Source organism: Ruegeria sp. BG5, assembly GCF_056538425.1.
Map to the genome: position 1 here is coordinate 1953289 of NZ_JBQFTC010000001.1, position 26135 is coordinate 1979423.

Below are 26135 nucleotides of genomic sequence, written 5' to 3' on the forward strand. Positions count from 1 at the left end.
GGCCCGAAACGCGTCTTTCACGGGATCAAAAGCGACGAGTCACCATATGAGAAGAAGCGATATTTCTGTGCAATGGCATGGGCATACACCTCGCGCATCCGGTCCTGGCCCATCAGGGCTGACACCAGCATCAACAGGGTGGATTTTGGCAGGTGGAAGTTGGTCATCAGCGCGTCGGTGACGTGGAATTGGAAACCGGGGTAGATAAAAATATCGGTCTCGCCTTCCCATGCCTGGATCTCACCACCCCGCGAGGCGCTTTCAATCAGGCGCAGCGCGGTGGTGCCTACGGGGATGACACGCCCGCCTGCGGCTTTGGTGGCACGAATCTCGGCGGCGGCGGCGGCGCTGACCCTGCCCCATTCGGCATGCATCTTGTGGGTGGTCACGTCTTCGACCTTCACCGGCAGGAAAGTGCCCGCGCCGACATGCAGGGTCACATGGCTGAATTCGATACCGCGTTCCTTCAGCGCCTGCATCAGCGGTTCGTCGAAATGCAGCGATGCCGTCGGTGCGGCAACCGCGCCTGAATTCCGCGCCCAGATGGTTTGGTAATCGGTCTTGTCCTGCTCGTCCGCCGGGCGTTTGGCGGCGATATAGGGCGGCAGGGGCATTGCACCGGCCTGTTCCAGCGCGGTGTCGAAATCCTCGCCAGTCTGGTTGAACCGCAGATAGGCTTGCCCGTCTTCCACGCGAGCCAATGTTGCGGTCAGATCGTCCGAGAAGACGATCTCTTCCCCCGGTTTGACCTTTTTCAACGGCTTGATCAATGCCGCCCAGCTGCCATCGGCTTGCGGGTCCAGCAAGGTGGACTCAATCGCGGCCGACACAGGGCCCTGCGCGCTGTCACGATGACGCCTGCCGCTGAGCCTTGCCGGGATCACCCGCGTATCGTTCAGCACCAGCCGATCACCGGGTTGCAGCCAGTCGGGCAGGTCGAACACATGGCTGTCCGCAACCGCATCCCCCCGCGCCACCAGCAGACGCGCCGAGGATCGCGGATTGGCGGGCCGCGTTGCAATCAGGTCTTCGGGCAGGTGGAAATCAAAATCGCTGAGTTTCATGGCCGCGCCATACAAGGCCAAAACAGATTCGGCCATATCCCCGGATCAGTTGTCCCGTGGCGGTGACCCGTAGGTACGTTTCACCTCGTCGGGTTTCTGAGGCCGGGAATTTGGCCCATCGGACACCTTGGGTGCCGGTGGGCGCAGCAGATCGCGCAAGAACAAGGGTGCCAGCCCTGACAGCGGGTTCACCGATACTTTCGGCGCGCTCAGCGGTCCGGTCAGCCTGTAGTTAAAGCCGATCACGCCTTCGCCTTTGCGCGTCAGAACACTGCCAATTGCATTCACCAGATAGATCGGAGAGATCGCGCCGCGCAGGTCCAACATGCCGTTGACAGTATCAATTGTGCCATCAAACGACAGGCCCATGGACGGGCCAACGGCACTGCCGCTTAGCACCTTGATATCCGTTGGTGTCAACCGCATGCGGCTGTCGATGGATGAAAAGAAGATGCCTTGCCCCGCCATCTCATCCAGCAGGCCAACAAGGCTGATGGCGTTCAACAGGGCCGCCATGGCGGGCGCGTCGGTAATGCGAGTGTTCACGATCTTGACGATCACATCATAACTGCCGGGGGCCGCCACCGGCTCAAGCTGCAGGTCCAGATCGCCGCCACGCGCCTGCGTCAGCACCCCCGCTGATCGCAGCACCGCCCCCGCGTCCTTTGACGTCAGGCTGACCGCACTGCGGTTGCCGCGCGGTGTCACCTGCCCCCGAACTGCGGCTCCGCCGTTGACAGCAGCCGTGAAACCGCCGGTGACACCGCCCGTGGTCTGGAAGTTCCCCTTGAAACCGGTCAGCGCCACGGTCTCGGTCACTTGCAGCCGATCCAGCGTTACATCCAGCTTTGGCCCCGGACCGCCACCGCCCGAACCTCCGCCCTCGCCAAAGGTTGCATCGCCCATATTCATGACACCGCCCAGAACGCGAATATCCGGCACCGCCCCGCCCCGGCTGATCAGTTCCGCCGGAACGGCCAGCCAATTGCCCAGATCGAACGAGCTAAAGCGGACGCGGTCAAATTCACCGTCTTCGCGGAACGAGATTGAGGCATTGGTACGCAATCCCGCCGCATCTACACGCAGGGAGTCGACGCTCAGCTGGTCGCCCAACGTGACGTCGGCAATCAAAGTACCGGTGCTGTTCGCGCCTTTGCGCCAACCCAGTTCGGGGATGGCAAGCACGACCCCGGACAGATCCGATGTCGCCAACAGCTTGGGCGGCTCGCCTGCACCGATACCCAGACTGATGTCCGCCGTGCCCTGCCCGGTCAGCATACCGTCCGGCAGGGCCGCGTTGATCTCTTGCATCAGTCGGGGGGACAGTTCGATCTGGCCCGTCAGCTCGCTGCGCTGCGCGGTTTTTCCGTCGATCGGCTGGCGCCACGCGGCCTGAATCGGAACGTCGCCGAAATTGCCCTGACCAGCGATCTCAACTCCGGTCTGATCTCCGCTTAGATCCAGCAGATCGGCGCTGACGGAAAATCCGGGGACAAGCCTGTCGCTGCTGAGATTCCCCAGATCGCCGTCAAAGTGGAACTGCGTGTCCTGAAACTGAAGCTCTTTCTTCATCGGCAGTGACAAAGTACCCGCCAGCGCGACGGTCCCATCCGCCAGATCAACCGGCAGTCCGGCCTTGCTGAGCAGTGACAACGGCGGCCGGTCCAGCAAAGACAATGCCGCCGTGACACTGCCCGACGCCTTGATCCGTGCAATCGCCGGCGAGGATTTCTTGATGCTTGTATCCGGAATGATGAAAGACGTCCCAGAGGCATCCACCTCACCGCCCGCATCCGCAATCACAATCCCGCGCTGCGCCGTCGCGGTGAAGCGACGATCAATCAGGCTGGCCTGCCCTTGCGCGTTTTCGATTGGCGGCAGGGTTTTGACAAAGCGGATCGTTGCATCCTCGAACCCGAAATCCAGATAGAGGTCCGGCTTGGACCCGGGCCGCAGACGCAGCGCAAAATCCATATCCGACAGCAGGCCCTGATACAGGTTCTTTGTCACCCACTCCCGCGGTTTGGGGGCCAGACGTTCGGGCCAGTAGCTTAGCACCTCATCCGAGGTCATGCGATCCAGATGCGCGTCCAGATCAACCGACCACCCGTCAGGCAGGCCGACAAGATCACCGGATGCGCGCACCCGGTGATCCCCATCTTCGATGGTCATCTGACCAAGACGCAGATGAAACGGCGCGAAGGTCATCTTGAAATCCAGATCGGCCTGCCGCAGCTTCAGCGCCTCGGGGAATAGGTCTGCCGGGTTGGCGTCAATGCCGGTCAGGCGCAACTGCGCGTCGAGGCTGTCGAGGGTGCCGTTTTCCACCCCTTGCAGAAACGCCTTCCCTTCCGCCTGAACCGAACCCCAGGCGGACACCACCGAAACCTCGTTGAAATCAATCTGATGCCCGACGGGGTTGTAGGTGAAATAGGTGCGGGCCGAGTCGAAGGGAACAGGCCGCGTCTCGGGGTTGGGTTGTACCGCCCCGGCCCCAAGATTGAGCGTGGCAAACAGCGGCCCAACCGCGCCTTCGCCGTCAATACTGCCGCGCAGCGCGCCGGAGATTGGCGTTCGAAGCACCTGCAACCACGCCAACGCCGGGCTTTGGCCATAGACATCCTCGGCCGGCAGATCGGTGATTGAAACACCGAACCGCGCCTCGGGTGTGCCCAGAACGCTGGTATAGTTCGCCTCGATCCCGCTGACATAATCGCGCCCCGACAGAACCGAGAAGCCCGTCGCCAGCCGCATCTCATTGTCGTTACGTGTCAGTTGGATGTGGCCACCATCCAGCACCCAGGACCGCCCCAGCCGCAGATCGCGGTAATCCAGTGTGATCGCGTCCAGCTGCACCGAGGTCAGCGCCGACAACATGGGCGACAGGAACACCTCGTCCGAGGATTCGATCAACTGCGCCAGGTTTGGTGCCTCCTGCACAGGAGAGCTGTCGGTGCCCACCGTCAGGGTCAGCGCCCCATCCATCCCTCGGGTCAGTGCGATCTGGGCGCCGCTCAGCATGATGCGTTTGGGGCGTACGTTGCCGCGCAGCAACGGGCGCATGGCCAGGCTGGCCCGCATATCCGACACCTGTGCGATCTGCTGGCCCGCCGCATCGCTGATGCTGACATCGGTCAGGCGCAGGCGGGGTCGCCACCCTTCGTGGATGATAAAACTGACATCTCCGAACCGGATTTGCAGACCGCCCAAGGTCTGTTCCAGCCGCGCCTCGACCCGGTCGCGCACCCATGCCGGGGCGTGCATACGTTGGCCGATCATCATGAACCCGACCACCAATGCCAGCACCACAAGCAGAATGGTGCCCCGCATCGCCCAAAGACCTGCCGTCCGTCGGCGCGAGCGGCGGCGTGGGGTGCGTTCCGGCGGATCGCCCCCTTGCTGTTCCTGCTGCGCCAATTTGCCGTTCACGCCTTTTAACCCGCTGGTATCGCCCTATGATCTCGGGCAGCCTTTAAAAACCTTTAGCGGAGTTTCCAATGCCCGACATTTCAGACATGGCCCCCGATTTCACCCTGCCGCGCGACGGCGGTGGCGAGGTGAGCCTTTCGGACCTGCGCGGCAGTACCGTCGTTCTGTTCTTCTATCCTCGGGATGATACGCCGGGCTGCACCAAGGAATCCATCGGTTTCTCGGAACAACTTCAGGCCTTTGCGGATGCGGGCGCTCAAGTTTTCGGCATCTCGCGCGACAGCGTGGCCAAGCATGACAAGTTCGTCGCCAAACACGGGCTGACCACGCCGCTGCTGTCCGACGAGAACTCGACCGTGTGCGAGGATTATGGCGTCTGGGTCGAGAAGAACATGTATGGGCGCAAATCGATGGGGATCGAGCGGTCTACCTTCATCATCGACGGCGAAGGTCGCATCGCGCAGATCTGGCGCAAGGTCAAAGTGCCCGGCCATGTCGAGGCCGTGTTGGAGGCCGTGAAGGCGATGTAAGTCCCTCGACCCCGGCGGCCATCCGGTTTATGTCGCAGCCTTGCAATCAACAGGCGGAGCGCACCCGTGCCCAAAACACTGACCCAGATGGCCACCGAGGTTCTGACCACAGCGGACGGGCGGGCGAAAACCGCCCTGTCCGAACGCCATGCCGCCGCCTGGTTTGCCGCCCGCAAGGGTGAGGGCGAGCCGATTGAGATCGGCACCGCAACGCCACCGCTGCAACCCTCACGCCCCGACAAACCCGAATTGCTGTCGCCCCGCGAGGTTCCAAAGCGCAAACCGGGGACCGAGGCCGGGCGGATCGCCCTGTTGCATGCGGTTGCCCATATCGAGCTGAACGCCGTCGACCTCCATTGGGACATCATCGCGCGCTTTGGCCATGTTCCCATGCCCATCGGCTTTTACGACGATTGGGTCAAATGCGCCGAAGAAGAGTCGCGCCATTTCGAGATGGTTTGTGATTGTCTGGAACAGATGGGCAGCCATTACGGCGCCCTGCCCGCCCATGCAGGCATGTGGCGCGCTGCCGAAGACACCGCCGAGGACCTGATGGGGCGTCTGGCCGTAGTGCCCATGGTGCTTGAAGCGCGCGGGTTGGACGTGACGCCGGGCATGATCGACATCTTCCGCAAGGCCAAAGCCGAACAGGCCATCGCGGCGTTAGAGCTGATCTATGCCGAAGAGGTGGGCCATGTCGCCTACGGCTCGAAATGGTTTCATTTCCTCTGCGGGCGCGAGAATGCCGACCCCAAGGACGTGTTCCACCAGTTGGTCCGACGCTATTTCCACGGCGCCTTGAAACCGCCCTTTAACGAGGAAAAACGCGCCGAGGCCGGGTTGCCGCCCGATTTCTACTGGCCGCTGACCGAAGACCTGCCCTTGCCGGGCGCTGTCTCAAAGTGATCCTTGCCGGTTAATTTCGGCAAAATCCCGCCGATCACGTGGGGTAAAATTGCGAGGTTTGTGGCAAATTGGTCAACAAACTTGCCGCATGGCCACGACCCGTTTATGCAATCGCCCCAAGGGACGGCTACTGCACCACGACCGGTCCCGATCTTGGGGATGAGAGGTAAGACGCGTGCGAACACGTCTGGCAATTAAGTTTCACTCGTGGCTTGAACGCCGCTTCCCGGAACGCCGGGTTTTTCTGAAATCTGATCAAGACACGCGGTTCATCCGGCTTAGCTCGGAAACGCAGGTAGCTGCTGTTGCCGGTGTGGCCGTGATGGTGGGCTGGACGACGGTTGCCACCGCGATCCTGCTGATGGACAGCATCGGATCCGGCAATTTTCGCGAGCAGGCAAAACGCGATCAGGCGACTTATCAGGAACGTCTGAACATTCTGTCTACCGAACGCGATTCCCGCGCGCAGGAAGCACTGGCCGCGCATGAACGGTTCAATGCGGCGCTCGAGCAGATCTCGGCCATGCAGTCCGAATTGCTGGCCTCGGAAAACCGCAGGCGCGAGTTGGAAACCGGGATCGAAGTCATCCAGACCACTTTGCGCGCGACCATGAAACAGCGCGAAGAGGTTCGAACCGAGCTGGCCAACCTGCAACAGGGTGCTGACGGATCAGACATGTATATGGCGGCGGTCGCCAACCCCGCGCAGATGGAATTCATGACCGAGGCACTGGCGCGCACGGCGGAGGAACGCGATCAGATCGCCACCGATGCGCAGGATGCCCTGGATCAGCGCGACGAGCTGGAGCTGGAAATCCAGCTGATGCAGGAACGCAGCGACGAGATCTTCCGCCAGTTGGAAGAGGCCATGGTAATCTCGGTCGAGCCGCTGGACAAAATGTTCCGTCAGGCAGGCATGCCCACAGATCGTATCATCGAAGAGGTCCGGCGCGGATATAGCGGTATGGGCGGTCCGCTGACACCTTTATCCTTCAGCAGCCGCGGCACTGAAGAAGAGCTGACGGCTGACGAAATCCGGGCCAACAAACTGCTGCAACAGATGGATCAGCTGAACCTGTACCGTCTGGCTGCGGAAAAAGCGCCCTTTGCCAATCCGGTCCATTCCGCCGTGCGTTTCACCAGCGGCTTCGGTACCCGCCGCGATCCCAAAAGCGGCGGTCGGCGGATGCATAATGGCGTTGATTTTGCCGGGCCTCAGGGCACCGACATCTTTGCAACCGCTGATGGAGTGGTCACCCACGCAGGCTGGCAATCCGGATTTGGCCGCCTTGTGAAGATCAAGCATGCCTTCGGGATTGAGACACTTTACGCTCATAACACCAAGATCAACGTAAAGGTTGGCCAAAGGGTCTCGCGCGGGGATCATATTGCTGATATGGGTAGCACCGGACGGTCCACCGGCACGCATTTGCACTATGAGGTGCGCGTGAACGGAAAACCCGTGAACCCAATGACTTACATCAAGGCTGCGAGAAATGTTTTCTAAGAGCAAAATCAACGAGCCCGCATCCAAGGATTCTGAGGCGGCGAAACCTGCTGCTCCGGCGACTCCGGCGGCCCCTGCACCATCCGAGCCCAAGGCCAGCACCGCGCCCAAGCCCAAGCCACCCGCGTCGGTTCTGTCCTCGGACCTGCACATCACCGGTAACATCAAGACAACCGGTGACATTCAGGTTGAAGGCACCGTCGAAGGCGACATCCGTGCGCATCTGCTGACCATCGGCGAAACCGCCACCATCAAGGGTGAAGTCACCGCCGACGACGTTGTGGTCAATGGCCGTATCGTCGGCCGCGTGCGTGGCCTGAAGGTCCGCCTGACCTCGACCGCACGGGTTGAAGGCGACATCATCCACAAGACCATCGCCATCGAAAGCGGCGCGCATTTCGAAGGCTCGGTCCAGCGTCAGGACGATCCGCTGAACCCGGGTCGCAGCGCGAAATCCGGTGGCAACCCTGCGGCGGAAGTCAAGCAGTAAGCCATTCGCTGTATAGAATTCGAAAACGCCGCAGGACTTTCCTGCGGCGTTTTTCTTTTGGGACTGCGCCGGGCCGTTTTGCGTTTCCCGTCAGGCGGGAACTGGCTTAGGCTCGGGCCATGTTCATGTTTCTAAGCGTTGTTGCCCTGATCGCTGCTGTCGTTGCCTACTACCTGTGGTCGCGCAGACAGGCGCGCGCGCAATTGCTGGCAACGCCGCTAACTGCCTCTCAGCGCCAGACCATTGAGACGATGGTGCCAATTGTCGAACGCCTGCCGCCTGAGCTACGCGCCAAGCTTGAAGGCAAGATGAACCTGTTTCAGAACCAGGTCAGCTTCTATGGCTGTGACGGGCTTGAAGTCACCGACGAGATGCGGCTGTCGATTTCTGCTCAGGCCTGCCTGCTGGTCGTGAACACCGATATGTGGTTCGACAACCTGACCACCATTCTGATCTATCCGAACGCCTTTAAATCCCGCCAGCAAAGGCGCAGCGGTTATGTCGTAACCGAGAAAGAGATCGTGCGCACCGGGGAAAGCTGGAACCGGGGGCCGGTGATCCTGTCCTGGGCTCATAGCCGGCAAGGCGCGTTGAACGACCATGACGGGCATAACGTCGTCTTTCACGAGTTCGCACATCAGATCGACGACCTGTCAGGCGGCACGGATGGCGTGCCGGTTCTAAACCGAGGACAAGGCTATGCCGACTGGGAACGCGTCTTTGTATCCGCCTATGACGCCCATGTCCGCGCCGTCGAAACCGGACACCCCACCGTCATCGACCCATACGGTGCCGCAGGCCATGAAGAGTTCTTTGCCGTCTCGGTCGAGGTTTTCTTCGAACGGCCGAAGGCGCTGAAATCCAGCAATCCAGACGTCTATGACCAACTGTCTCAACTGTTTCAGCTGGACCCGGTCAGCTGGAATTAGCCAAACCTGCCGCGTTTGACGAAAGCCGGAAAAAACTCCCCTTTCTCAAAAAAATTAACAAATGGCATTTCCTGAATTAGACTAAAAACCATTGGTTTAACGGAGGAGTTTCCATGTCATCCAAATTGATGGCCGAGTTTATCGGCACATTCTGGCTGGTGCTGGGCGGTTGCGGCAGTGCGGTTCTGGCCGCAGGTGTTGCCGATGTCGGGATCGGCTGGCTGGGCGTGTCCTTTGCCTTTGGCCTGACGGTTCTGACCATGGCCTATACGGTCGGTCCGATCTCGGGCGGGCATTTCAACCCGGCTGTCAGCCTTGGCCTGATGATCGGCGGGCGGTTCGACGCCAAGGATCTGATCCCCTATTGGATCGCTCAGGTCGCCGGGGCCATTGTTGCAGCCGTTGTACTTTATGTGATTGTCAGCGGCGCGCCCGGGTTTGAGGGTGTCGGCGGATTCGCCTCGAACGGATATGGCGAGGCGTCGCCGGAAGGTTATTCGATGATGTCTGCGCTGGTGATCGAGATCGTGATGACCGCGTTCTTCCTGCTGATCATCCTTGGCGCAACGTCCGACAAAGCGCCTGCTGGCTTTGCGCCCATCGCCATTGGTCTGGGCCTGACCCTGATCCACCTGATCTCGATCCCGGTGACCAACACGTCGGTCAACCCGGCGCGGTCGACCGGGGTTGCCCTGTTTGCCGATGGCCCTGCCCTTGCACAGCTTTGGTTGTTCTGGGTCGCGCCACTGATCGGCGGAGCCATTGGCGCCCTGATCTGGAAGGCAATGGCGTCCGACGACTGAACCCCTTCACGGCGCGGCCAAAAGGGTCGCGCCGGTTGACCTGCGGCAAGACACAGGTCTGCGCAGAATTCTTGTACCCGGAACTGGCTGGTTGAATTTCGCCCAAAAGCGGCGAAAACTCCGCCTTATGTGTATGAGAGATTTTTCATGACCTCCGGAACCGGTTTCAAACGCCCTGCCTCGGCTATTCCGGTGACGCCCGGATGGATTGCGATGCTTGGCATTCCGATCCTGCATTACCTCTGGCCTGACATGCCGGGTGTGTCTGACCGGGATCAGACGGTTTTGTTTGCCCTGACGATCTTTGCGCTGATGGCTGCGGCTGAATTCGCCATTTGCAAGCTGCACCGGATGCCCGGCAGCGGGCTGGTCTACAAACCACAGAACTTCCGTGACCCCGCCTATATTCGGGCCTACCAGATCAAGCTGGTGGGATTGGCAACCAGCGCCGCGCTACTGGCCTTGGTCTATTGGTCCGCCGACCTGTACCACGGCGACTGGTACTGGCCCTTCTTTTCCCTGCTTGCCGACTATTGGTGGCTGATCCTGACCGTCGTTCTAAGCGTCGTCACATCCGTCCATTTCATGATGCGCCATCCCCGCGACGGGATGTGGCATCTGGGCCGGGTTGTCCTGACGCTTGGGCAAGAGTCGCTGCACGCGCGCGGTCTCAAGGTCTATCTGCTGGGCCTGTTGGTCAAAGGCTTCTTTCTGCCACTGATGTTCTGCTATCTGGTCTATGACTGGAGCTTTTTTCAGTCGCGATCGCTATGGGAGGCCACAAGCTTTCCCGAGGTCTATGAATACCTCTACCGGTTTTCCTTCTTCCTTGACCTGACCATCGTGGTGATCGGATACGCAACGGCCACGCGACTGTTGATGTCCCATATCCGGTGGACGGAAACGACCGTCAGCGGCTGGCTGGTCTGCGTGCTGTGTTATTCGCCCTTCTGGCAGGTGCTGTCGCGCGAATACTTCAATTATGTGCAGGACGGGTTCGCCTGGGGCGCGTGGCTGTGGGATTACCCGGTCATCTATACGATCTGGGGCTGTACGATCCTGTTCTGCCTGTTCATCTACACTCTGGCCTCAGCACGAATGGGGCTGCGGTTTTCAAACCTCACCTATCGCGGTCTGGCCTGCGATTTCCCGTATAACATCACCAAACACCCCGCCTATATCAGCAAGAACCTCAGCTGGTGGATGGTATCGATCCCGTTCATCGCGGTGGATTTCTGGACCGGAGTGGCCAATTGCGTGGCGCTGTTGGGCATCAACGTCATCTATTTCCTGCGCGCCTGGCATGAGGAACGGTGCTTGTCTCAGGCACCGTCGTACCGGGCCTATCAGCGGCATGTGAATGAATACGGGATGCTGGCGCGGATCCGGCAGGTGGTTCTGCCGACCCCGCCGCGCACTTCGGAAAAGGTGCACTGATCCGATACGGGTACCCCGGCGCAGTCATCCGCGCCGGAGTACAGGTTTATTCGGTGACCGTGACGGTTTTCATGACGTCAGGCTGGCCTGTGACCGCCCCGGTCTGAGAGTGGCCGCGTTTGATCGCGTCGACCACCTCCATCCCTTCGGTGACCTGACCGACGACGGTGTACTGACCATCCAGAAACGGGCCCGGATCGAACATGATGAAAAACTGCGAGTTCGCGCTGTCCGGATCGTTTGACCGCGCCATGCCAACGATACCGCGATCAAAGGTGCGGTCCGAAAACTCGGCAGGCAGATCAGGACGGTCCGAGCCGCCACGACCGGCATAGCGCATATCAAAGGACGCGTCCGACTGGTCGCCGTACTGAACATCCCCGGTCTGGGCCATGAATCCGTCGATCACGCGGTGGAACACGACACCGTCATATTGGCCTTCGCTGGCCAGGGCGGTGATCTGTTCGACATGCTGGGGCGCCAGATCTTCGAACAGGTCGATGGTGATGGTGCCGTTGGCCCCTTCTCCTTCGACCTCGATCTGAAGCCCCGTGGCCAGCGCCGGGCTGGCCAGCAGGGCAAAAGCGGCGGCCAGCTTACGCATCTGCGGCCACTTTCACGCTGATCATGCGATCGGGGCTTGCAGGCGGCTCGCCACGAGTGATGGCGTCCACATGCTCCATACCTTCGATGACGCGGCCATAAACGGTGTATTGACCGTTCAGGAAGTGGTTGTCCTTGAAGTTGATGAAGAATTGCGAGTTGGCCGAGTCTGGGTTCTGCGAGCGCGCCGCGCCCAGCGTCCCGCGATCATGCGGCAGTTTCGAGAATTCCGCCGGAACGTTCGGCAGCGACGATCCACCGGTGCCCGCCATGCGCAGATTGAACCCGTCTTCCATGTCGCCATGCTGCACGTCGCCGGTTTGCGCCATGAAGCCGTCGATCACACGGTGGAAGGCCACGTTGTCATACTCGCCCCCACGGGCCAGTTCCTTCATCCGCGCGCTGTGCTGCGGGGCCACATCGGGCAGCAGCTCGATCACGACATTGCCGTCTTTCAGCTCGATGATGATGGTGTTTTCGGGATCCTTGATTTCGGCCATCTGGCCCTCCTGTCGTTTTGTCTTGCGCAAATACCTATGCGCCGGGCGCGTGAATGCCAAGTGACGCATTGACCTGAGGGCAAAATGAAGGAAAAGAACCGCCTAAACCGGTATCAAACTCACGAAGGATTGCACGATGGGCTGGAAAACGCTGGACGACATGGACCTGAACGGCAAACGCGTCTTGGTGCGCGTGGACATCAACGTGCCCGTCGTGGACGGCGTTGTCACCGACGCCACGCGCATCGAACGGATCGTGCCCACCGTCCGCGACATTCTGGCCGCCGGCGGTAAACCGATCCTGCTGGCGCATTTCGGGCGTCCGGGCGGTGAGCGGCGCGAGAACCTGTCGCTAAAGCAGCTGGTCCCGACATTGGAAAGCGCCTTTGGCACCCCGGTCCTGTTTGCCGCCGATTGCGTCGGCGCCGAGGCTGAACTGGCCGCAGATGCGCTGCAACCGGGCCAGGTCCTGCTGTTGGAAAACACCCGCTTTCATGCAGCCGAAACCAAGAATGACGCCGATCTGGCCGCAGGTATGGCCAAGCTGGGCGACGTCTATTGCAACGACGCGTTTTCAGCCGCGCACCGCGCCCACAGCTCGACCGAGGCGCTGGCCCGCCTTCTGCCCGCCTGCGCAGGCCGTTTGATGCAAGCTGAGCTACAGGCTCTGGAGGGTGCTCTGAGTGCCCCAAAACGCCCCGTGACCGCCGTTGTGGGCGGCGCGAAAGTGTCGACCAAGTTGGAACTGCTGGGCAATCTGATCGACAAGGTGGATTACCTGGTGATCGGCGGTGGCATGGCGAACACCTTCCTTGTCGCCAAGGGGATCAGCGTCGGCAAATCGCTGGCCGAGCGTGAGATGAAGGACACCGCTGCCGAGATCTTGGCCAAGGCCGAAACCTCGGGCTGCACTATTGTCCTGCCCACCGATATCGTTGTGGCCGAGAACTTTGCGGCAAATGCCCCGCATCAGGTGCTGCCCGCCGATCACTGCCCTGACGAGGGTATGATCCTTGACGCAGGCCCAGAAAGCGTCGCCGCGATCTCGGAGATTTTCGCAAAAAGCCAGACGCTGATCTGGAACGGCCCGCTGGGCGCGTTCGAACTGGAACCGTTTGACGCGGCCACAAATGCCGCCGCGCTGAAAGCCGCGGCGCTGACACGGTCGGGCCAATTGGTCTCGGTCGCGGGTGGCGGTGACACGGTTGCGGCGCTGAATGCCTCGGGCGCTGCGCATGATTTCTCGTACATCTCGACAGCGGGCGGCGCGTTCCTTGAGTGGATGGAAGGCAAAACCCTGCCCGGCGTCGCAGCGCTGGAACAGTGACGCAGGCCTGCGCGGCGAGACATTCTGACTCAGGCTGACATTTTTGCGAATCAGGGGATTCACATCGCGAATCGCCTGTGACATAGTGCTGACAGAGGTTCGAAAAGGACCCGTTATTGAGGCAAGTTTTCATACGGCGGTAAACAGAGTGTCCCGTTCCAATCGCCCCGGTTTGGGCTCAGTTGCTTTCTTCTCGGTGGCTTTCATGCTGGGTGTCTATTTCACCTTTGCCGCCGTGCAGGGTGACTATGGCCTGTTCCGACGGGTCGAGATTGCAGCGGAACGGGACGCTCTGTCGCGCGATCTGGCCAATTTGGATGCGGAGATCACCGAAATGGAAAACCTGACCCGCAGGCTATCGGATACCTATCTGGATCTGGACCTTCTGGATCAGCAGGCCCGCTCGGTTCTGGGCATGATCCGCGCCGATGAGATCGTGATCCGGTAAACCGCCCCACACCCGCTGCCCCATATTTTTTCGAAAACCTATCATCACGTGCCAGCCGGAATCCGCGTCTGGCGACGCTGCGTCACATTTGCACTCGCCAGACCGTCGCAAATGCTCTAAAAGATAGTTTAACGCTAAACTATCTGTCCGAAAGGGGGAGATCGCCACGATGGCTGCGCGAAAAACCACAAAGAAACCAAATGTTTCTGCGGAAGAGCTTAAAACCTACTACCGCGAAATGCTGCTGATCCGCCGATTCGAAGAAAAGGCTGGCCAGCTTTATGGCATGGGTCTGATCGGCGGGTTCTGCCACCTTTATATCGGTCAGGAAGCGGTGGTTGTCGGCCTCGAGGCGGCGGCACAGGACGGTGACAAACGCATCACCTCGTACCGCGATCACGGCCATATGCTGGCCTGCGGCATGGATCCGGGTGGTGTGATGGCCGAACTGACCGGGCGCGAAGGCGGCTTGTCCAAGGGCAAAGGCGGCTCGATGCACATGTTCTCGAAAGAGAAGCATTTCTATGGCGGCCACGGCATCGTCGGCGCGCAGGTTCCGCTTGGGGCCGGTCTGGCCTTTGCGGACAAGTACAAAGAAAACGGCGGCGTCACCTTCACCTATTTCGGGGACGGTGCGGCAAACCAGGGACAGGTCTATGAGACCTTCAACATGGCCGCCCTGTGGGACCTGCCTGTGGTTTTCGTGATCGAGAACAACCAATACGCCATGGGTACCGCTCAGGCGCGGTCGACCTCGACCAAGGACATCTACCACCGGGGCGAGGCGTTCGGCATTCCCGGCGAGATCGTGAACGGCATGGATGTGCTGGCCGTCAAGGAAGCCGGTGAAAAAGCCGTGGCCCACTGCCGTTCGGGCAAAGGTCCTTACATCCTTGAGGTCAAGACCTATCGCTATCGCGGCCACTCGATGTCCGACCCGGCCAAGTACCGGACCCGGGAAGAGGTTCAAAAGGTGCGCGAACAAAGCGACCCGATCGAGCATGTGCGTGAGCTGCTGCTGTCCGGCAAACACGCTTCCGAGGATGACCTGAAAGCGATCGACAAGGAAATCAAAGAGATCGTTAATCAGGCCGCCGAATTCTCGAAAGAAAGCCCCGAGCCTTCCGTAGAAGAGCTCTGGACCGATATTTACGCCTGAGAGGACGTCTAAGACATGGCAACCGAAATTCTCATGCCCGCCCTTTCGCCCACGATGGAAGAGGGCACGCTGGCCAAATGGCTGGTCAAGGAAGGCGACACCGTATCCTCGGGCGACATCATGGCCGAGATTGAAACCGACAAGGCGACGATGGAGTTCGAAGCAGTCGATGAAGGTATCGTCGGCAAAATCCTGATCGCCGAAGGCACCGAAGGGGTCAAGGTAAACACCCCCATCGCGATCCTTGTTGAGGAAGGCGAAGACGCCTCCGCCCTGCCCGCGGCTGCGCCCGCAGCCGCAGCGGTGGCCGAGGCCGCCCCTGTGGCGGTTGAGGCCCCCGCTCCTGCCCCGGTGGTCGATCTGTCCCCCGACTGGCCCGCCGATGCCGAAATGAAGTCCGAAACCGTGCGCGAAGCCCTTCGGGACGCCATGGCCGAGGAAATGCGCAACGACCAGGACGTCTTCCTGATGGGCGAGGAAGTCGCCGAGTATCAGGGCGCGTACAAAATCTCCCAGGGCCTTCTGGACGAATTCGGCTCCAAACGCGTGATCGACACCCCGATCACCGAACATGGCTTTGCCGGTATCGCGGTCGGTTCGGCCTTTGGTGGTCTGAAACCGATTGTCGAGTTCATGACCTTCAACTTCGCCATGCAGGCGATTGACCAGATCATCAACTCTGCCGCCAAGACGCTGTATATGTCCGGTGGTCAGATGGGCTGCCCCATCGTGTTCCGAGGGCCCAACGGTGCCGCCGCCCGCGTGGCCGCGCAGCACTCTCAGGACTACGCGGCATGGTACATGCAGATCCCCGGCCTGAAAGTCGTCATGCCTTATTCCGCAGCTGACGCCAAAGGCCTGCTGAAATCGGCGATCCGCGACCCCAACCCGGTGATCTTCCTTGAAAACGAAATCCTCTACGGCCGGTCCTTCGACATGCCGCAAGTGGATGACCTGACCATCCCACTGGGCAAGGCGCGCATCTGGCGCGAGGGCTCGGACGTGACCATCGTCAGCTTTGGCATCGGCATGCAATACGCGCTGGAAGCCGCCGACAAGCTGGCCGAAGACGGCATCAGCGCCGAAGTGATCGACCTGCGCACCATCCGCCCGATGGACACCGGCGCGATCATCAACTCGGTGATGAAAACCAACCGTCTGGTCACGGTCGAAGAAGGCTGGCCGCAAGGCTCGGTCGGCAGTTACATCAGCTCGGTGGTGATGCAGGAAGCGTTCGATTACCTCGACGCACCGGTCATCAACTGCACCGGCAAGGATGTTCCGATGCCTTATGCGGCGAACCTTGAAAAGCTGGCGCTGGTGACCACGGATGAGGTTATCGCGGCGGTCAAACAAGTGACCTACCGATAGGCAATGACCCCCGGGAACGTACATAATCCTGCGGGCGTGGACTGGCTTTTCGAAAGCCTCGTCTCGGCGCGCAAGGACAATAACCGTAACCTTCTTTATGTTTGTGCGGCGTTCCTGTTGGTCTCCTTTGTCAGCATCGCGTTCAATCTGGATGCCTTCGACCAGCTTCAGTTCGATCTGCTGTCGGTCGAAGGCAGTCTGACAAGCGCCTGGCCGATCCGGGCCATGCTGTGTGTCGCCTGTGTCGTGTCCTATGCCTCGGTCATTTACATCGTGCTCGAACAGCAGCGCCTGCAGCTGGGCATGGACTATCTGGCCGCCATCGAACACAGCGACGCAGCCGCCCTGGGCCAGTTCACCGAATGGCTTGAACAGAACCATCCGCGCGTCTCAAAGGCGCGCTCTGTGGTCGTGGGGGTGTTCGTCACCTTCTGCGCGGCCATTCTCCTGATCGATATCGCAACGCTGATCTACTCATTTTCGAAGTAAGAGGACATGAAGACATGCCCACCGAAATTCTGATGCCCGCCCTTTCGCCCACGATGGAGGAAGGCACGCTTGCCAAATGGCTGGTCAAAGAGGGCGACACAGTCTCTTCCGGCGACCTGCTGGCCGAGATCGAAACCGACAAGGCCACGATGGAGTTCGAGGCCGTTGACGAAGGCACTATCGGCAAGATCCTGATCGCCGAGGGTACCGAAGGCGTCAAGGTCAATACTGCCATTGCGATCCTGCTTGAAGATGGCGAAAGCGCTGACGATATCGCGGCCACATCTGCCAAGGCTCCTGAGGCGGCCCCAGCCGCCGCGGGTAACGAGGCTGCCGCGCCAGCGGCATCCGAGGCGCCCGCCCCTGCCCCGGCGGCCCCGGTCAAGGCAGATGGTGGACGGATCTTTGCCTCACCGCTGGCCCGTCGCATTGCCGCGCAAAAAGGTCTTGATCTGGCGCAGATCGCCGGGTCCGGTCCGCATGGTCGTATCGTCAAGGCGGACGTCGAAGGCGCAACCGCAACGGCCCTTGCCGCTGCCCCGGCACCCGCCGCAGCGGCTCCGGCGGCTGCTGCCCCGGCTGGCCCATCGGCAGACGCTGTCGCCCGGATGTACGAAGGGCGCGAGTACGAAGAAATCAAACTCGACGGGATGCGCAAAACCATCGCCGCGCGCCTGTCCGAGGCCAAGCAGACCATCCCGCATTTCTACCTGCGCCGCGACATCAAGCTGGACGCCCTGCTCAAATTCCGCAGCCAGTTGAACAAGCAGTTGGAAGGCCGTGGCGTGAAGCTGAGCGTCAATGACTTCATCATCAAGGCCGTCGCCAACGCGCTGCAACAGGTTCCGGCCTGCAATGCGGTCTGGGCAGGCGACCGCGTGCTGCAATTGAAACCCTCGGACGTGGCTGTCGCTGTCGCCATCGAAGGCGGGTTGTTCACTCCGGTCCTGCAGGATGCCGACACCAAATCACTCTCGGCCCTTTCGACCGAGATGAAAGATCTTGCTGGTCGCGCGCGCGAGCGCAAGCTGGCCCCGCACGAATATCAGGGTGGCACGTTTGCGGTCTCGAACCTGGGCATGTTCGGCATCGACAATTTCGACGCCATCGTGAACCCGCCGCATGCCGGTATTCTGGCCGTCGGTTCGGGGGTCAAGAAGCCTGTTGTTGGTGATGACGGAGAACTGGCAGTCGCCACCGTCATGTCCGTCACCATGTCGGTCGATCACCGCGTTATCGACGGCGCGCTTGGGGCGGAACTGCTGCAGGCCATCGTCGACAATCTGGAAAACCCAATGGTCATGCTGGCCTGAACGAATTTCTCCCGCCGGGTCCAAACCCGGCGGGAATTTTTACGATCACCGCCATGATGTGAGCGGGCGTGATCGCCCGGGCAATTGCCCAACACCCGATCCCATACCACCTTGGATGCATAGACAACCCAGATGCACAGGTGCGCCATGGCTTTCGGAACTACCACAAAAACCCTGTTACTGGTCGCTTTGACAGCGACCGCGCTGCCCGCTGCGGCCATCGCCAAGCCCAACAGCTATCCGGGTGAGAATTCAAAGTTCAAATCCAGCGACCCCGCCGTGATCGCCCAGCAAAAAGCCGAGCAGAAACAGCGCTTTGAAGAGCGGAAAAAACGGCGTCAGGAAAGAAGGCTCAAGCGGTTGAACCGAAAGAAGAACCGCTTGAACTGATCCTTACTGGTCCTTGCCCAGCATGTGATCCATCGAGATCGAGGGCTGATCGCATCCGGCCTCGCCCACGATCTTGGCGGGAATACCGGCCACGGTTTTACACGATGGCACGGGTTGCAGAACCACGGACCCGGCCGCGATACGGCTGCAATGGCCGACCTCGATATTGCCCAGAACCTTGGCTCCGGCACCGATCAGAACACCGTTCCCGATCTTGGGATGGCGCTGTTCCTCTTCCTTGCCGGTCCCGCCCAACGTCACCGAATGCAGCATCGAGACATTGTCGCCCACAACCGCCGTTTCGCCGATCACGATGGAATGGGCGTGGTCGATCATGATGCCCTTGCCGATCTTGGCAGCCGGGTGAATGTCGATCCCGAAAATCTCGGACGAGCGCATCTGGAAGAAATAGGCCAGATCGTGCCGGCCCTTGGTCCACAGCCAATGTGCAACCCGGTAGGCCTGCATAGCCTGATAGCCCTTGAAATACAGAATCGGCTGCAACAGGCGGTGGCACGCCGGATCGCGTTCATAGACAGCCATCAAATCGGCCCGCGCCGCTTCGACCAGGCTTGGATCGTCGGCATAGGCCTCATCCACGATCTCGCGCAGGACCATCATCGACATCTCGTTCGAGCACAACTTGGCCGAAACCCGATAGGATAAAGCCCGGTCAAGGCTGCGATGGTGCAGGATACAGGCATGCACCAGCCCGCCCATCAGCGGCTCTTGCTCCACCGCTTCGGTGGCTTCCGAGGTGATGCGATCCCAAACCGGGTCGACTTGTGTCACATGGCTGCGCTTTTTGAACATAGCTTTTGATCCTTTGCTGCGCCTAGAATGCCATTTAGTGGCAAAAACACCAAACGCAAACCCGTGAACTGCATCGCAACGAAAATGAATGAGTCCCAGCGCCGTTATTTCGAGACACAAATTCGCGAGCGATTGGCCAAATTGGCGGCACTTTCTGCCTCGGGGCAGCAGGCACAGGCTGTGGTGGAATTGGATCAGCAAGCGGTCGGACGGCTCAGCCGCATGGATGCGCTGCAAAATCAGGCCATGGCCAAGGCGCAGCAGGCCAACCGGGATATTGAAGCCCACCGCCTGAACGTCGCCTTGCAACGCCTTGAGGACGGTGAATACGGCTATTGCGAGGATTGTGGCGAGCGGATTCCCGATGGCCGCCTGAAGCTGGATCTGGCGGCCAGTAAATGCGTCAGCTGTGCGTCCGGCTGATGTGAAAACGGATCAACTGTCGCAGAACCATCTCAAAACACTGACAATATTGCACGTCGTCAAACCCCGGCTCATCCGCCAGAACCCGTGTACGCGCCGTGGCCATCAACGAACCATTGCCATAGAGCGGATGCAGACGTCCGGTTTTCTGAACATGGGCGTCGGCCAGTTCCGCCTCGGCAATCATCTGCACGCACAGGCGCGTGCGGCTGGGATGCGGCGCGGCCAACAAGGCCCGCGCCGCCGAACTGAGATCGCCGTGAAGAACCGGGCGCATGGCGGCGATTTACCCAACCGCCACGCGCGCCGATGCGCCCGGTCCGAATATGGCCGAGACCTGCGCGATCTCGATCTCGAACGGTCCGGTCACGCCATCCGCCATTCGCATCGCCGTTGAATAGGTCCAGCGGGGCTGGGTCGTGAGGTCTTCGCGAATGACCGCGCCGCCCGAGTGGACCCGAACGAGATAAGACTCGGTCTCTTCGCCCAGCGGAACATCCAGACCAGACCAATCATCACCGTCCAGACGGGTGCGCCGGACCCATGTCGCCTGATGACCGGCGGAGGTCTGACGCACCGCCAGATGCGCGGGGGAATAGGGCCGCAACCCGTTGCCGTCGAAGGCGTGAATCAGGTGCTCATAAGCCGGATCATCATAGCCGCGCGTTGCCGGTCCGATGCGATAGTGCTTGTCCACACGCCGCTCGGTCCGCAGCAGGTTGATCTGCGAGACGCTGTCATTCAGCAGCACAAAGAGTGAGCCATCGGGCCATGCGTCCGGCATCAAGGCATCCGTCCCCAACTGCCCCCGCAAACGCCCGGACAAGGCATAGACACCGGGGCTTTCGAGATGGGCGCTTGAGAACTGGAAAATCTCCCAGTTGCCGGGCGTTCCATCCCCGATGGCCGCCAGATTGAGACCGTTCAGCAAAGACTCGCGCGGTTGGGATTCCAACTGGCCGTCAATCAACCGGACCCGCAGTAGCGGGCCGTTATCCCAGACCCCGGCACTCGCGCGCCGCAGGGGCGTTTCGGTCAGGCCAATCGTCGCCGGGGCAGTGATCACGTCGCTTAACGTATAGCCCTGATCATTGGTCGAGCTGTAGACGGCAGCATTTCCCGGCCATGGGTCCGCTGCAACAGCCAGATACGGGGCATGCGGCACCTCGGCCCCTGTGATCAGCGGCAGGTCCATGAAGACCGGCAAAACGGGCACCGGTGCAAGATAGGGCCGGACGGTCGGGGGTTCGTCTTCGATGTCCGACAGCTTGTAGACACCGTGTTCGATGCGCACCGCGTCGGCCAGTTGCAAACCGGCGCTTTCCAGCCGATCGATCCGGTACCGCGCACCGGTGTCGTCGTCAGACAACCGCACCACGTCCCCTGCCCCCAGATGCATCATGGAGGGCGGCAGCGCGAAACGCGCCGAGTCACGAGACACCCGCGCCTCGCTCAACCACCGCTCAGCGGTTTGCCGCCCCTCGCCGCGCGTCATCGACAAGGGCATTTCGTTGATCGCGACAGAATGAGTTTTGTCGTCGGGCAAAATTGCCTCTTCCGCCACAATATCGTGGTCAGAGTCGGATTGGACAAAGCGCAGACGGACCCGACCGGTCATCTCGGCCTCGGCCTCGCGGCGGTATTCGACTGTGCCGTCAAGATCGGTGCTGATCGCCAGGTGATCCGGGTCCAAATCAATGGCACCAAAACCGTCCCGCATCTGGAACCGCAACACGCCATCCCGCTCGATTGCGTCAAACCCATAGCGCAGCATCAGCGGTTGCAGAGCCGAGCGCGCGTTGGTGACATCCTCGATCACATAGCCGCGCACCACGCCGTACAGGCCGCTGACGTCAATATCGGTGACACCCGCGCCATGGCAGATCTCGGTCACGACCGAGGCCAGCGTCCGCGCACCGGACCGGCCATTCAGCCAATGACCACGGGCATAGTTCGCCCCGTCGCTCCATTTTCCGCGCCGGTTCGGAAAGGCCGGGAACGGTCGCGCATCCCACGCCCAGACATAGGCATTCGACAGATCCACCATGGGCTTGCCATAGACGGGTGACTTCGGGTTGACCTGAGGATCGGTCCAATAGGTCAGCATCGCTGTCAGATACTGAACCTGAATGAAATCGTCGCGCATCCCGTTCGAGTAGGCCGGAAGCCGGGATTCCGAGGATTTGGGGTCCAGAAACTTGTTCGGCTGGTTCGTGCCCTTGTCAATGGCGGCGCAGCCCAATTCCGTGAACCAGATCGGTTTCGACCCCGGCACCCAATCGGTCGGGTTTGCCTGCCTCACACCATCAATCCGGTCGTGATGCGTGTTCGACCACCAGTTGCGCAAATCCTTGTACCGCCAGATCCACGGCTCATCATGCTCGCCATCCTCGATCGGAGTGCGAATTTGCGCCACGTCCTCTTCCGGCGAGGCATAGTACCAATCATACCCCTCGCCGCCTTCGATATTGCTGCGAAGGTAGTCCAGATCGTAGATCGACGGTGCGCCTGCGGCGGCATCCAGATGATCCTCACCGTCGCGCCAGTCGGACAGGGGCATGTAGTTGTCGATGCCGACAAAATCGATGTCATCATCTGCCCATAAGGGATCGAGGTGGAACAGGCGATCACTGGTGCCGGGTGGCTGATAGCCGAAATACTCACTCCAATCCGCCGCATAGCCGATTTTCGTGTTTGGACCCAAAATCTTGCGCACCTCGGATGCCAGCGCGCGCAGCTGCGCCACCGCCGGGAACCCGTCGGCACCGCGGATCTGAGTCAGGCCCCGCATCTCGGACGCAATGCAGAAGGAATCGACCCCGCCCGCGGCCTTGCACAACGCCGCATAATGCAGAATGAAGCGGCGAAGGCCCCATTCCTGCGGACCGGTATAGGTGACAACGCCGTCGCCAACCACAAAATCGCTGGCGCGTGCCGTCCCGAAGAACTGCGCCACCTGCACATCCGCCGAGATGGTTTGATCCGGCGATCCGGTACGTCCCGGCGCGATATTCAAGGTGATGCGCCCGCGCCATGGCAGGTGCGGCTGGTTGGCGTTATCAGACCAGGGGTCAGGCAAACCGTTGCCCTTCAACTGCTCCATCAGAATGAACGGATAGAACATGACCCGCTTGCCGCGCTGTTTCAGGTGCCGGATCGCCTCGACCACAGAAGCATCCGCCGGGGTTCCGCCATAAACCGGGCGATTGTCGTCATGCGCTACGATCTGAGCGTAACTGCGCCGGACGCCCGAGACACGCCATGGCATCCCCTGTCCATCCGCATCCCGACGCTCGACCTTTGGCCGAATTTCGCAGGACGCGCAGCGCAGATCATCCCCGAACCACGAAACGATAAGCGAGGCGGCGTCGCATCCCGGCAGTTCCCGTCCCAACGCCCGCGTGGACGACACCAGATCGGTCCGACCTGATGCCGAGCTGACATTGGCCGGTGCGTTCTTGCCGTAGCCCAGCGCATAGTTCACTTGCTGACTGGCCAGCGCATATTCACCCGTGCCGGGCATCAGCGCGACGCCCTGCACCAGTTGGGGAAGCGAGGTTTCATAGTCTGGCATGTCGCTCTGTGAGGGACGCACAACTTCGAAAGAGAATTGCGGGACGCGGTTGCCGAACGCGGCAAGCTGAAAATCCTCGATCACCACATAAGCCGTACCGCGATAGGCCGGAACATTTCCCGCGCCCTCAATCGCCTCGATCAGCGGGTCCGGCAACTGATTTGCCGTACCGCGATAGATGCGCATGTTCAGGCTGTTGTGCTCCAGCTCTTCCCCATCGGCCCAGATACGCCCGACATCGGCAATCGTACCGACGCCAACGGCAATCGCCAGCGAGATCGAGTAGCTGTAGGTGACGGTCGTAACCTCGGGGGCTTTGGGCTTGCCTTTGCCACCCCCGCCGCCTTCGGTGGTTTCACTGCGGGTTTCCAGAAAGTCCGATGCCCAGATCACCTGCCCGCCGACCCGCATCCGGCCAAACACGGTCGAAACCGGGGCACCCTCGCCTGTCTCGGTCAGGCGAAACCGGTCCATGCGGCCGGTTTCCACCACTTCACTGCCGCCGCCCATGACGGATTGGCTCAGAAATCTCTGATCAATCACACGTCCCAGTGTGGCCCCGACGGCGCGGCCAATGATGGCAGTCGAAAGGCCCGCAACCGTACCACCGATTGAGCCGCCCAGCGCAGCCCCGGCTGCGGATAATAGAATAGTCGCCATCAGCGGTCCTCCAACGGGAATTCAAAACAAGCGACCACGCGGCGACGCCACGGATCGCTGAGTGCGTTTTCCACAACGCCATATCCGGAATAGGCATGAATGAATCGCGGGACCGCGCCGATGCCGGTCACAATCCCAAGATGCTTGGCAACGCCAGCGTCACGCATGCGGAACAACACCACATCCGCCGGGGCCAGATCCGCGATTGGCTTTTCGGTCAGATGACGCTGCGCCGCCGCCCACATCCGTTCCTCGCCCTGAGGTTCGGACCAATCCATGCTGTAGATCGGCACCTCTTCGGGCTCCTGCCCGATTTGCGCCCGCCACACACCGCGCAAAAGCCCCAGGCAATCCGTGCCCGCCCCCTTGGTCGAGGCCTGATGGACGTATGGCGTACCAAGCCAATCGCGCGCCTCGTCCACGATATCCTGTCTGTTGGGCTTCACCGCCTGCTTCCCCCTTTGTTCGGATTGCTTTTCTTGGGCACAGCCATCATCCAGTCTTCGCCCGGAAGATCAGGGAACCCTTGGAAATTCAGCAGGTTGTTGAACTTCAACCGGCAGGTGCGCATGCGTTTGTCACATCCGGCGGTCAGACGGACGCGGTCGCCCAAGGCAAGCCCGCCGCCAATGCTGGACCACATGGTGATCTCTCGCCCACCGGCAGTTTTCTGATCCGTCTTGATCGAGGACCAAAGCCCACTGGCAGATCCGGACAGCACGTCCAGACGCCCGCGCTTGAACCACCCGGACGCAAAGGCCGCTCCACCCGCCAGTCGGATCTGAGTGCCCCCGTCGAACCCGACGATATCCGCTTCAACCCAGAAACCTTCAACTTCTGTATTGAACCGGCAGGACCGGTCGCCAAGGACGGCGGTGCAGGGCTTTTGATACACCCGCCCCACGGGCCGGTTCAGCAAATCCGTCAGCCCGCGCAATTCGGCATGAAAAGCACCACCAGCGCGCCGCAACTCACCAATTGAACCGCGAAACTGCAAAATCCGCTGGTCCGGATTGGCCCAATTGACCAGCCAGGCCCGTACCTGAGCGCCATCGAACCGACCGGCTTCAATGTCCTCCTCGCGCACAGCTGCATCGGACAACGCACCCATCGCTTCGGTATTGTCGATTGACAGGCCGGTGGCCTGCTCGATGGCGGCGGCGGTCAAGCCGGTGCTGGCCTTGAAGGTCAGACCCTCGAAGGTCAGCGCCAAATCGTGATCGGTGAACCCGTATTCCTGCCCATCCGTGCGCGTTATCGCCCAGCAGCGGCAAACCGTGGTCAGCCCGCTTTGCAGATGACCATGCAGTCCCTGAACATCTCCGGCCATCAGACACGCACCTCGACCACGGGAACATTCGGGACGTCACCGGCCTGAAAGCTGGCCACGCTGGTCTGGATCTTGTCAGTGTCGAACCGGACCGGCACGTCAAACTCGTACCCTGCCGTGATCTCGACCCCTTCGGGTGGCGGATCAGAAAAGGTCACTAAGCCGGTGTTCAGATCGACCTCAAAATCCACGCCCTCGCGCACGGCGTCCTGATCCAGCCCCAGCACAACTGTGCCCAGAACCGGCTTGGTGATCGGACGCATATAGCTGACGCCGCCGGATGTATAGGTCTTGACCAGTTGAAACGCGGCGCGCACCCCGTCGCCCAGTGCGATGACCTGATCATCCATCGCAACATCTGCCGAGGCCACGCCGGACTTGAAATCAGACCAGTCCTTCCAGCGGAAGCCGAACATCTGCCCCTGTCGCGCCTCGAAGAAGGAAATCAGCGTCTCGATATCGTCCAGTGAGCGCATGCCCAGCCCCGCATCATAGCGACGGCGCGAATGCGCCCAGGGTGTGTTGCGCTCTTCGAACCCGTTGGCCAGCGTCACGATATCGGTGCGCCTTTCTGGCCCGCCGACCGAGCCAAAGCTCAGGCTGGCCGGAAATCTGACCTCGTGAAAATTCATGATCTGCT

25 protein-coding genes are annotated in these 26135 nt (G+C 60.7%); 15 read left to right on the forward strand and 10 right to left on the reverse strand.

Annotated features, from left to right (window positions below; translation table 11 throughout):
- Nucleotides 1–17: 17 nt before the first annotated feature.
- Together queA and ACR0KX_RS09230 are read right to left on the reverse strand one after the other, a co-directional pair.
- Nucleotides 18–1064, reverse strand: coding sequence for a tRNA preQ1(34) S-adenosylmethionine ribosyltransferase-isomerase QueA (gene queA / locus ACR0KX_RS09225; RefSeq protein ID WP_480708333.1), 1047 nt, complete (start codon nucleotides 1062–1064; stop codon nucleotides 18–20).
- A 45-nt stretch (nucleotides 1065–1109) separates the two neighbouring features.
- A complete protein-coding gene (locus ACR0KX_RS09230; protein WP_480708335.1) occupies nucleotides 1110–4493 on the reverse strand; it encodes a YhdP family protein in 3384 nt (1127 codons plus the stop codon).
- 68 nt (nucleotides 4494–4561) lie between these two features.
- On the opposite strand from ACR0KX_RS09230, the gene ACR0KX_RS09235 reads away from it, so the two are divergent.
- The 7 genes from ACR0KX_RS09235 (at nucleotide 4562) to ACR0KX_RS09265 (ending at nucleotide 11095) form a co-directional block, all read left to right on the forward strand.
- The gene (locus ACR0KX_RS09235; protein ID WP_170519309.1) at nucleotides 4562–5023 is read left to right on the forward strand and encodes a peroxiredoxin; all 462 of its coding nucleotides are present in this window, start codon (nucleotides 4562–4564) and stop codon (nucleotides 5021–5023) included.
- An 87-nt stretch (nucleotides 5024–5110) separates the two neighbouring features.
- Nucleotides 5111–5929 (forward strand): ferritin-like domain-containing protein, encoded by an 819-nt coding sequence (locus tag ACR0KX_RS09240; RefSeq protein ID WP_170622295.1) that lies wholly within the window; start codon nucleotides 5111–5113, stop codon nucleotides 5927–5929.
- A gap of 175 nt (nucleotides 5930–6104) precedes the next feature.
- Nucleotides 6105–7436 carry a DUF5930 domain-containing protein gene (locus ACR0KX_RS09245; RefSeq protein WP_170449955.1) on the forward strand — a complete coding sequence of 444 codons (1332 nt, stop codon included), beginning with the start codon at nucleotides 6105–6107 and terminating at the stop codon, nucleotides 7434–7436.
- Nucleotides 7426–7926 carry a polymer-forming cytoskeletal protein gene (locus ACR0KX_RS09250; protein WP_170519312.1) on the forward strand — a complete coding sequence of 167 codons (501 nt, stop codon included), beginning with the start codon at nucleotides 7426–7428 and terminating at the stop codon, nucleotides 7924–7926. Before ACR0KX_RS09245 ends, ACR0KX_RS09250 begins: the two co-directional genes overlap by 11 nt.
- Before the next feature lie 119 nt (nucleotides 7927–8045).
- Entirely contained in the window at nucleotides 8046–8855 is an 810-nt protein-coding gene (locus ACR0KX_RS09255; protein WP_480708338.1) for a M90 family metallopeptidase, read from the forward strand.
- Between the two features lie 113 nt (nucleotides 8856–8968).
- Nucleotides 8969–9658: an aquaporin Z gene (gene aqpZ, locus ACR0KX_RS09260; protein WP_170621979.1), complete on the forward strand. Its 690-nt coding sequence runs from the start codon at nucleotides 8969–8971 to the stop codon at nucleotides 9656–9658.
- Between the two features lie 147 nt (nucleotides 9659–9805).
- On the forward strand, nucleotides 9806–11095 hold the full coding sequence (locus ACR0KX_RS09265) for a hypothetical protein (protein ID WP_480708340.1): 1290 nt from the start codon (nucleotides 9806–9808) through the stop codon (nucleotides 11093–11095).
- Nucleotides 11096–11141: 46 nt separating this feature from the next.
- Here ACR0KX_RS09265 and ACR0KX_RS09270 read toward each other — a convergent pair whose 3' ends face one another.
- Both ACR0KX_RS09270 and ACR0KX_RS09275 read right to left on the reverse strand, forming a co-directional pair.
- On the reverse strand, nucleotides 11142–11699 hold the full coding sequence (locus tag ACR0KX_RS09270; protein ID WP_170519324.1) for a peptidylprolyl isomerase: 558 nt from the start codon (nucleotides 11697–11699) through the stop codon (nucleotides 11142–11144).
- On the reverse strand, nucleotides 11692–12198 hold the full coding sequence (locus tag ACR0KX_RS09275) for a peptidylprolyl isomerase (RefSeq protein WP_170449943.1): 507 nt from the start codon (nucleotides 12196–12198) through the stop codon (nucleotides 11692–11694). The genes ACR0KX_RS09270 and ACR0KX_RS09275 overlap by 8 nt, the downstream gene beginning before the upstream one ends.
- A gap of 136 nt (nucleotides 12199–12334) precedes the next feature.
- Between ACR0KX_RS09275 and ACR0KX_RS09280 the strand changes: the two genes are divergently transcribed.
- From ACR0KX_RS09280 to ACR0KX_RS09310, 7 genes are all read left to right on the forward strand, one after another.
- Complete coding sequence (locus tag ACR0KX_RS09280; protein WP_170621981.1) at nucleotides 12335–13525, forward strand: phosphoglycerate kinase; 1191 nt, start codon at nucleotides 12335–12337, stop codon at nucleotides 13523–13525.
- A 148-nt stretch (nucleotides 13526–13673) separates the two neighbouring features.
- A complete protein-coding gene (locus ACR0KX_RS09285; RefSeq protein WP_170449939.1) occupies nucleotides 13674–13973 on the forward strand; it encodes a septum formation initiator family protein in 300 nt (99 codons plus the stop codon).
- Nucleotides 13974–14142: 169 nt separating this feature from the next.
- Nucleotides 14143–15132 (forward strand): pyruvate dehydrogenase (acetyl-transferring) E1 component subunit alpha, encoded by a 990-nt coding sequence (gene pdhA, locus ACR0KX_RS09290; RefSeq protein WP_170449937.1) that lies wholly within the window; start codon nucleotides 14143–14145, stop codon nucleotides 15130–15132.
- A gap of 15 nt (nucleotides 15133–15147) precedes the next feature.
- Nucleotides 15148–16503, forward strand: a complete 1356-nt coding sequence (locus tag ACR0KX_RS09295) for a pyruvate dehydrogenase complex E1 component subunit beta (RefSeq protein WP_170621982.1) — start codon at nucleotides 15148–15150, stop codon at nucleotides 16501–16503.
- Nucleotides 16504–16506: 3 nt separating this feature from the next.
- Nucleotides 16507–16992 (forward strand): hypothetical protein, encoded by a 486-nt coding sequence (locus ACR0KX_RS09300; protein WP_170449933.1) that lies wholly within the window; start codon nucleotides 16507–16509, stop codon nucleotides 16990–16992.
- A 14-nt stretch (nucleotides 16993–17006) separates the two neighbouring features.
- Entirely contained in the window at nucleotides 17007–18305 is a 1299-nt protein-coding gene (locus ACR0KX_RS09305; protein WP_480708343.1) for a pyruvate dehydrogenase complex dihydrolipoamide acetyltransferase, read from the forward strand.
- Nucleotides 18306–18452: 147 nt separating this feature from the next.
- Complete coding sequence (locus ACR0KX_RS09310; RefSeq protein ID WP_480708345.1) at nucleotides 18453–18695, forward strand: hypothetical protein; 243 nt, start codon at nucleotides 18453–18455, stop codon at nucleotides 18693–18695.
- Nucleotides 18696–18698: 3 nt separating this feature from the next.
- Here ACR0KX_RS09310 and cysE read toward each other — a convergent pair whose 3' ends face one another.
- Nucleotides 18699–19508, reverse strand: a complete 810-nt coding sequence (cysE, locus tag ACR0KX_RS09315; protein ID WP_170519339.1) for a serine O-acetyltransferase — start codon at nucleotides 19506–19508, stop codon at nucleotides 18699–18701.
- Nucleotides 19509–19592: 84 nt separating this feature from the next.
- Between cysE and ACR0KX_RS09320 the strand changes: the two genes are divergently transcribed.
- Nucleotides 19593–19931, forward strand: coding sequence for a TraR/DksA C4-type zinc finger protein (locus tag ACR0KX_RS09320; protein WP_170519810.1), 339 nt, complete (start codon nucleotides 19593–19595; stop codon nucleotides 19929–19931).
- Here the strand turns inward: ACR0KX_RS09320 and ACR0KX_RS09325 are convergent.
- Genes ACR0KX_RS09325 through ACR0KX_RS09345 form a run of 5 tightly spaced genes read right to left on the reverse strand, consistent with a single transcriptional unit; the run spans nucleotide 19912 to nucleotide 26127 of the window.
- Entirely contained in the window at nucleotides 19912–20208 is a 297-nt protein-coding gene (locus ACR0KX_RS09325; protein WP_170519343.1) for a DUF7742 family protein, read from the reverse strand. The genes ACR0KX_RS09320 and ACR0KX_RS09325 overlap by 20 nt on opposite strands.
- 9 nt (nucleotides 20209–20217) lie before the next feature.
- Nucleotides 20218–24165 (reverse strand): baseplate multidomain protein megatron, encoded by a 3948-nt coding sequence (locus tag ACR0KX_RS09330; RefSeq protein WP_480708347.1) that lies wholly within the window; start codon nucleotides 24163–24165, stop codon nucleotides 20218–20220.
- Nucleotides 24165–24611 (reverse strand): NlpC/P60 family protein, encoded by a 447-nt coding sequence (locus ACR0KX_RS09335; protein WP_170449919.1) that lies wholly within the window; start codon nucleotides 24609–24611, stop codon nucleotides 24165–24167. Before ACR0KX_RS09335 ends, ACR0KX_RS09330 begins: the two co-directional genes overlap by 1 nt.
- Nucleotides 24608–25495 (reverse strand): baseplate hub domain-containing protein, encoded by an 888-nt coding sequence (locus tag ACR0KX_RS09340; protein ID WP_170449917.1) that lies wholly within the window; start codon nucleotides 25493–25495, stop codon nucleotides 24608–24610. Before ACR0KX_RS09340 ends, ACR0KX_RS09335 begins: the two co-directional genes overlap by 4 nt.
- The gene (locus ACR0KX_RS09345) at nucleotides 25495–26127 is read right to left on the reverse strand and encodes a DUF2460 domain-containing protein (RefSeq protein WP_170449915.1); all 633 of its coding nucleotides are present in this window, start codon (nucleotides 26125–26127) and stop codon (nucleotides 25495–25497) included. The genes ACR0KX_RS09340 and ACR0KX_RS09345 overlap by 1 nt, the downstream gene beginning before the upstream one ends.
- Nucleotides 26128–26135 lie beyond the last annotated feature (8 nt).

Coding starts and splice junctions, on each gene's coding strand:
- ACR0KX_RS09295 (WP_170621982.1), top strand. CDS start 15,148: ATGGCAACCGAAATTCTCATGCCCGCCCTTTCGCCCACGATGGAAGAG.
- ACR0KX_RS09300 (WP_170449933.1), top strand. CDS start 16,507: ATGACCCCCGGGAACGTACATAATCCTGCGGGCGTGGACTGGCTTTTC.
- ACR0KX_RS09325 (WP_170519343.1), bottom strand. CDS start 20,208: ATGCGCCCGGTTCTTCACGGCGATCTCAGTTCGGCGGCGCGGGCCTTG.
- ACR0KX_RS09340 (WP_170449917.1), bottom strand. CDS start 25,495: ATGGCCGGAGATGTTCAGGGACTGCATGGTCATCTGCAAAGCGGGCTG.
- ACR0KX_RS09330 (WP_480708347.1), bottom strand. CDS start 24,165: ATGGCGACTATTCTATTATCCGCAGCCGGGGCTGCGCTGGGCGGCTCA.
- ACR0KX_RS09320 (WP_170519810.1), top strand. CDS start 19,593: ATGAATGAGTCCCAGCGCCGTTATTTCGAGACACAAATTCGCGAGCGA.
- ACR0KX_RS09250 (WP_170519312.1), top strand. CDS start 7,426: ATGTTTTCTAAGAGCAAAATCAACGAGCCCGCATCCAAGGATTCTGAG.
- aqpZ (WP_170621979.1), top strand. CDS start 8,969: ATGTCATCCAAATTGATGGCCGAGTTTATCGGCACATTCTGGCTGGTG.
- ACR0KX_RS09235 (WP_170519309.1), top strand. CDS start 4,562: ATGCCCGACATTTCAGACATGGCCCCCGATTTCACCCTGCCGCGCGAC.
- ACR0KX_RS09305 (WP_480708343.1), top strand. CDS start 17,007: ATGCCCACCGAAATTCTGATGCCCGCCCTTTCGCCCACGATGGAGGAA.
- queA (WP_480708333.1), bottom strand. CDS start 1,064: ATGAAACTCAGCGATTTTGATTTCCACCTGCCCGAAGACCTGATTGCA.
- ACR0KX_RS09270 (WP_170519324.1), bottom strand. CDS start 11,699: ATGCGTAAGCTGGCCGCCGCTTTTGCCCTGCTGGCCAGCCCGGCGCTG.
- ACR0KX_RS09275 (WP_170449943.1), bottom strand. CDS start 12,198: ATGGCCGAAATCAAGGATCCCGAAAACACCATCATCATCGAGCTGAAA.
- ACR0KX_RS09255 (WP_480708338.1), top strand. CDS start 8,046: ATGTTCATGTTTCTAAGCGTTGTTGCCCTGATCGCTGCTGTCGTTGCC.
- ACR0KX_RS09265 (WP_480708340.1), top strand. CDS start 9,806: ATGACCTCCGGAACCGGTTTCAAACGCCCTGCCTCGGCTATTCCGGTG.
- ACR0KX_RS09310 (WP_480708345.1), top strand. CDS start 18,453: ATGGCTTTCGGAACTACCACAAAAACCCTGTTACTGGTCGCTTTGACA.
- pdhA (WP_170449937.1), top strand. CDS start 14,143: ATGGCTGCGCGAAAAACCACAAAGAAACCAAATGTTTCTGCGGAAGAG.
- ACR0KX_RS09345 (WP_170449915.1), bottom strand. CDS start 26,127: ATGAATTTTCACGAGGTCAGATTTCCGGCCAGCCTGAGCTTTGGCTCG.
- ACR0KX_RS09240 (WP_170622295.1), top strand. CDS start 5,111: ATGGCCACCGAGGTTCTGACCACAGCGGACGGGCGGGCGAAAACCGCC.
- cysE (WP_170519339.1), bottom strand. CDS start 19,508: ATGTTCAAAAAGCGCAGCCATGTGACACAAGTCGACCCGGTTTGGGAT.
- ACR0KX_RS09280 (WP_170621981.1), top strand. CDS start 12,335: ATGGGCTGGAAAACGCTGGACGACATGGACCTGAACGGCAAACGCGTC.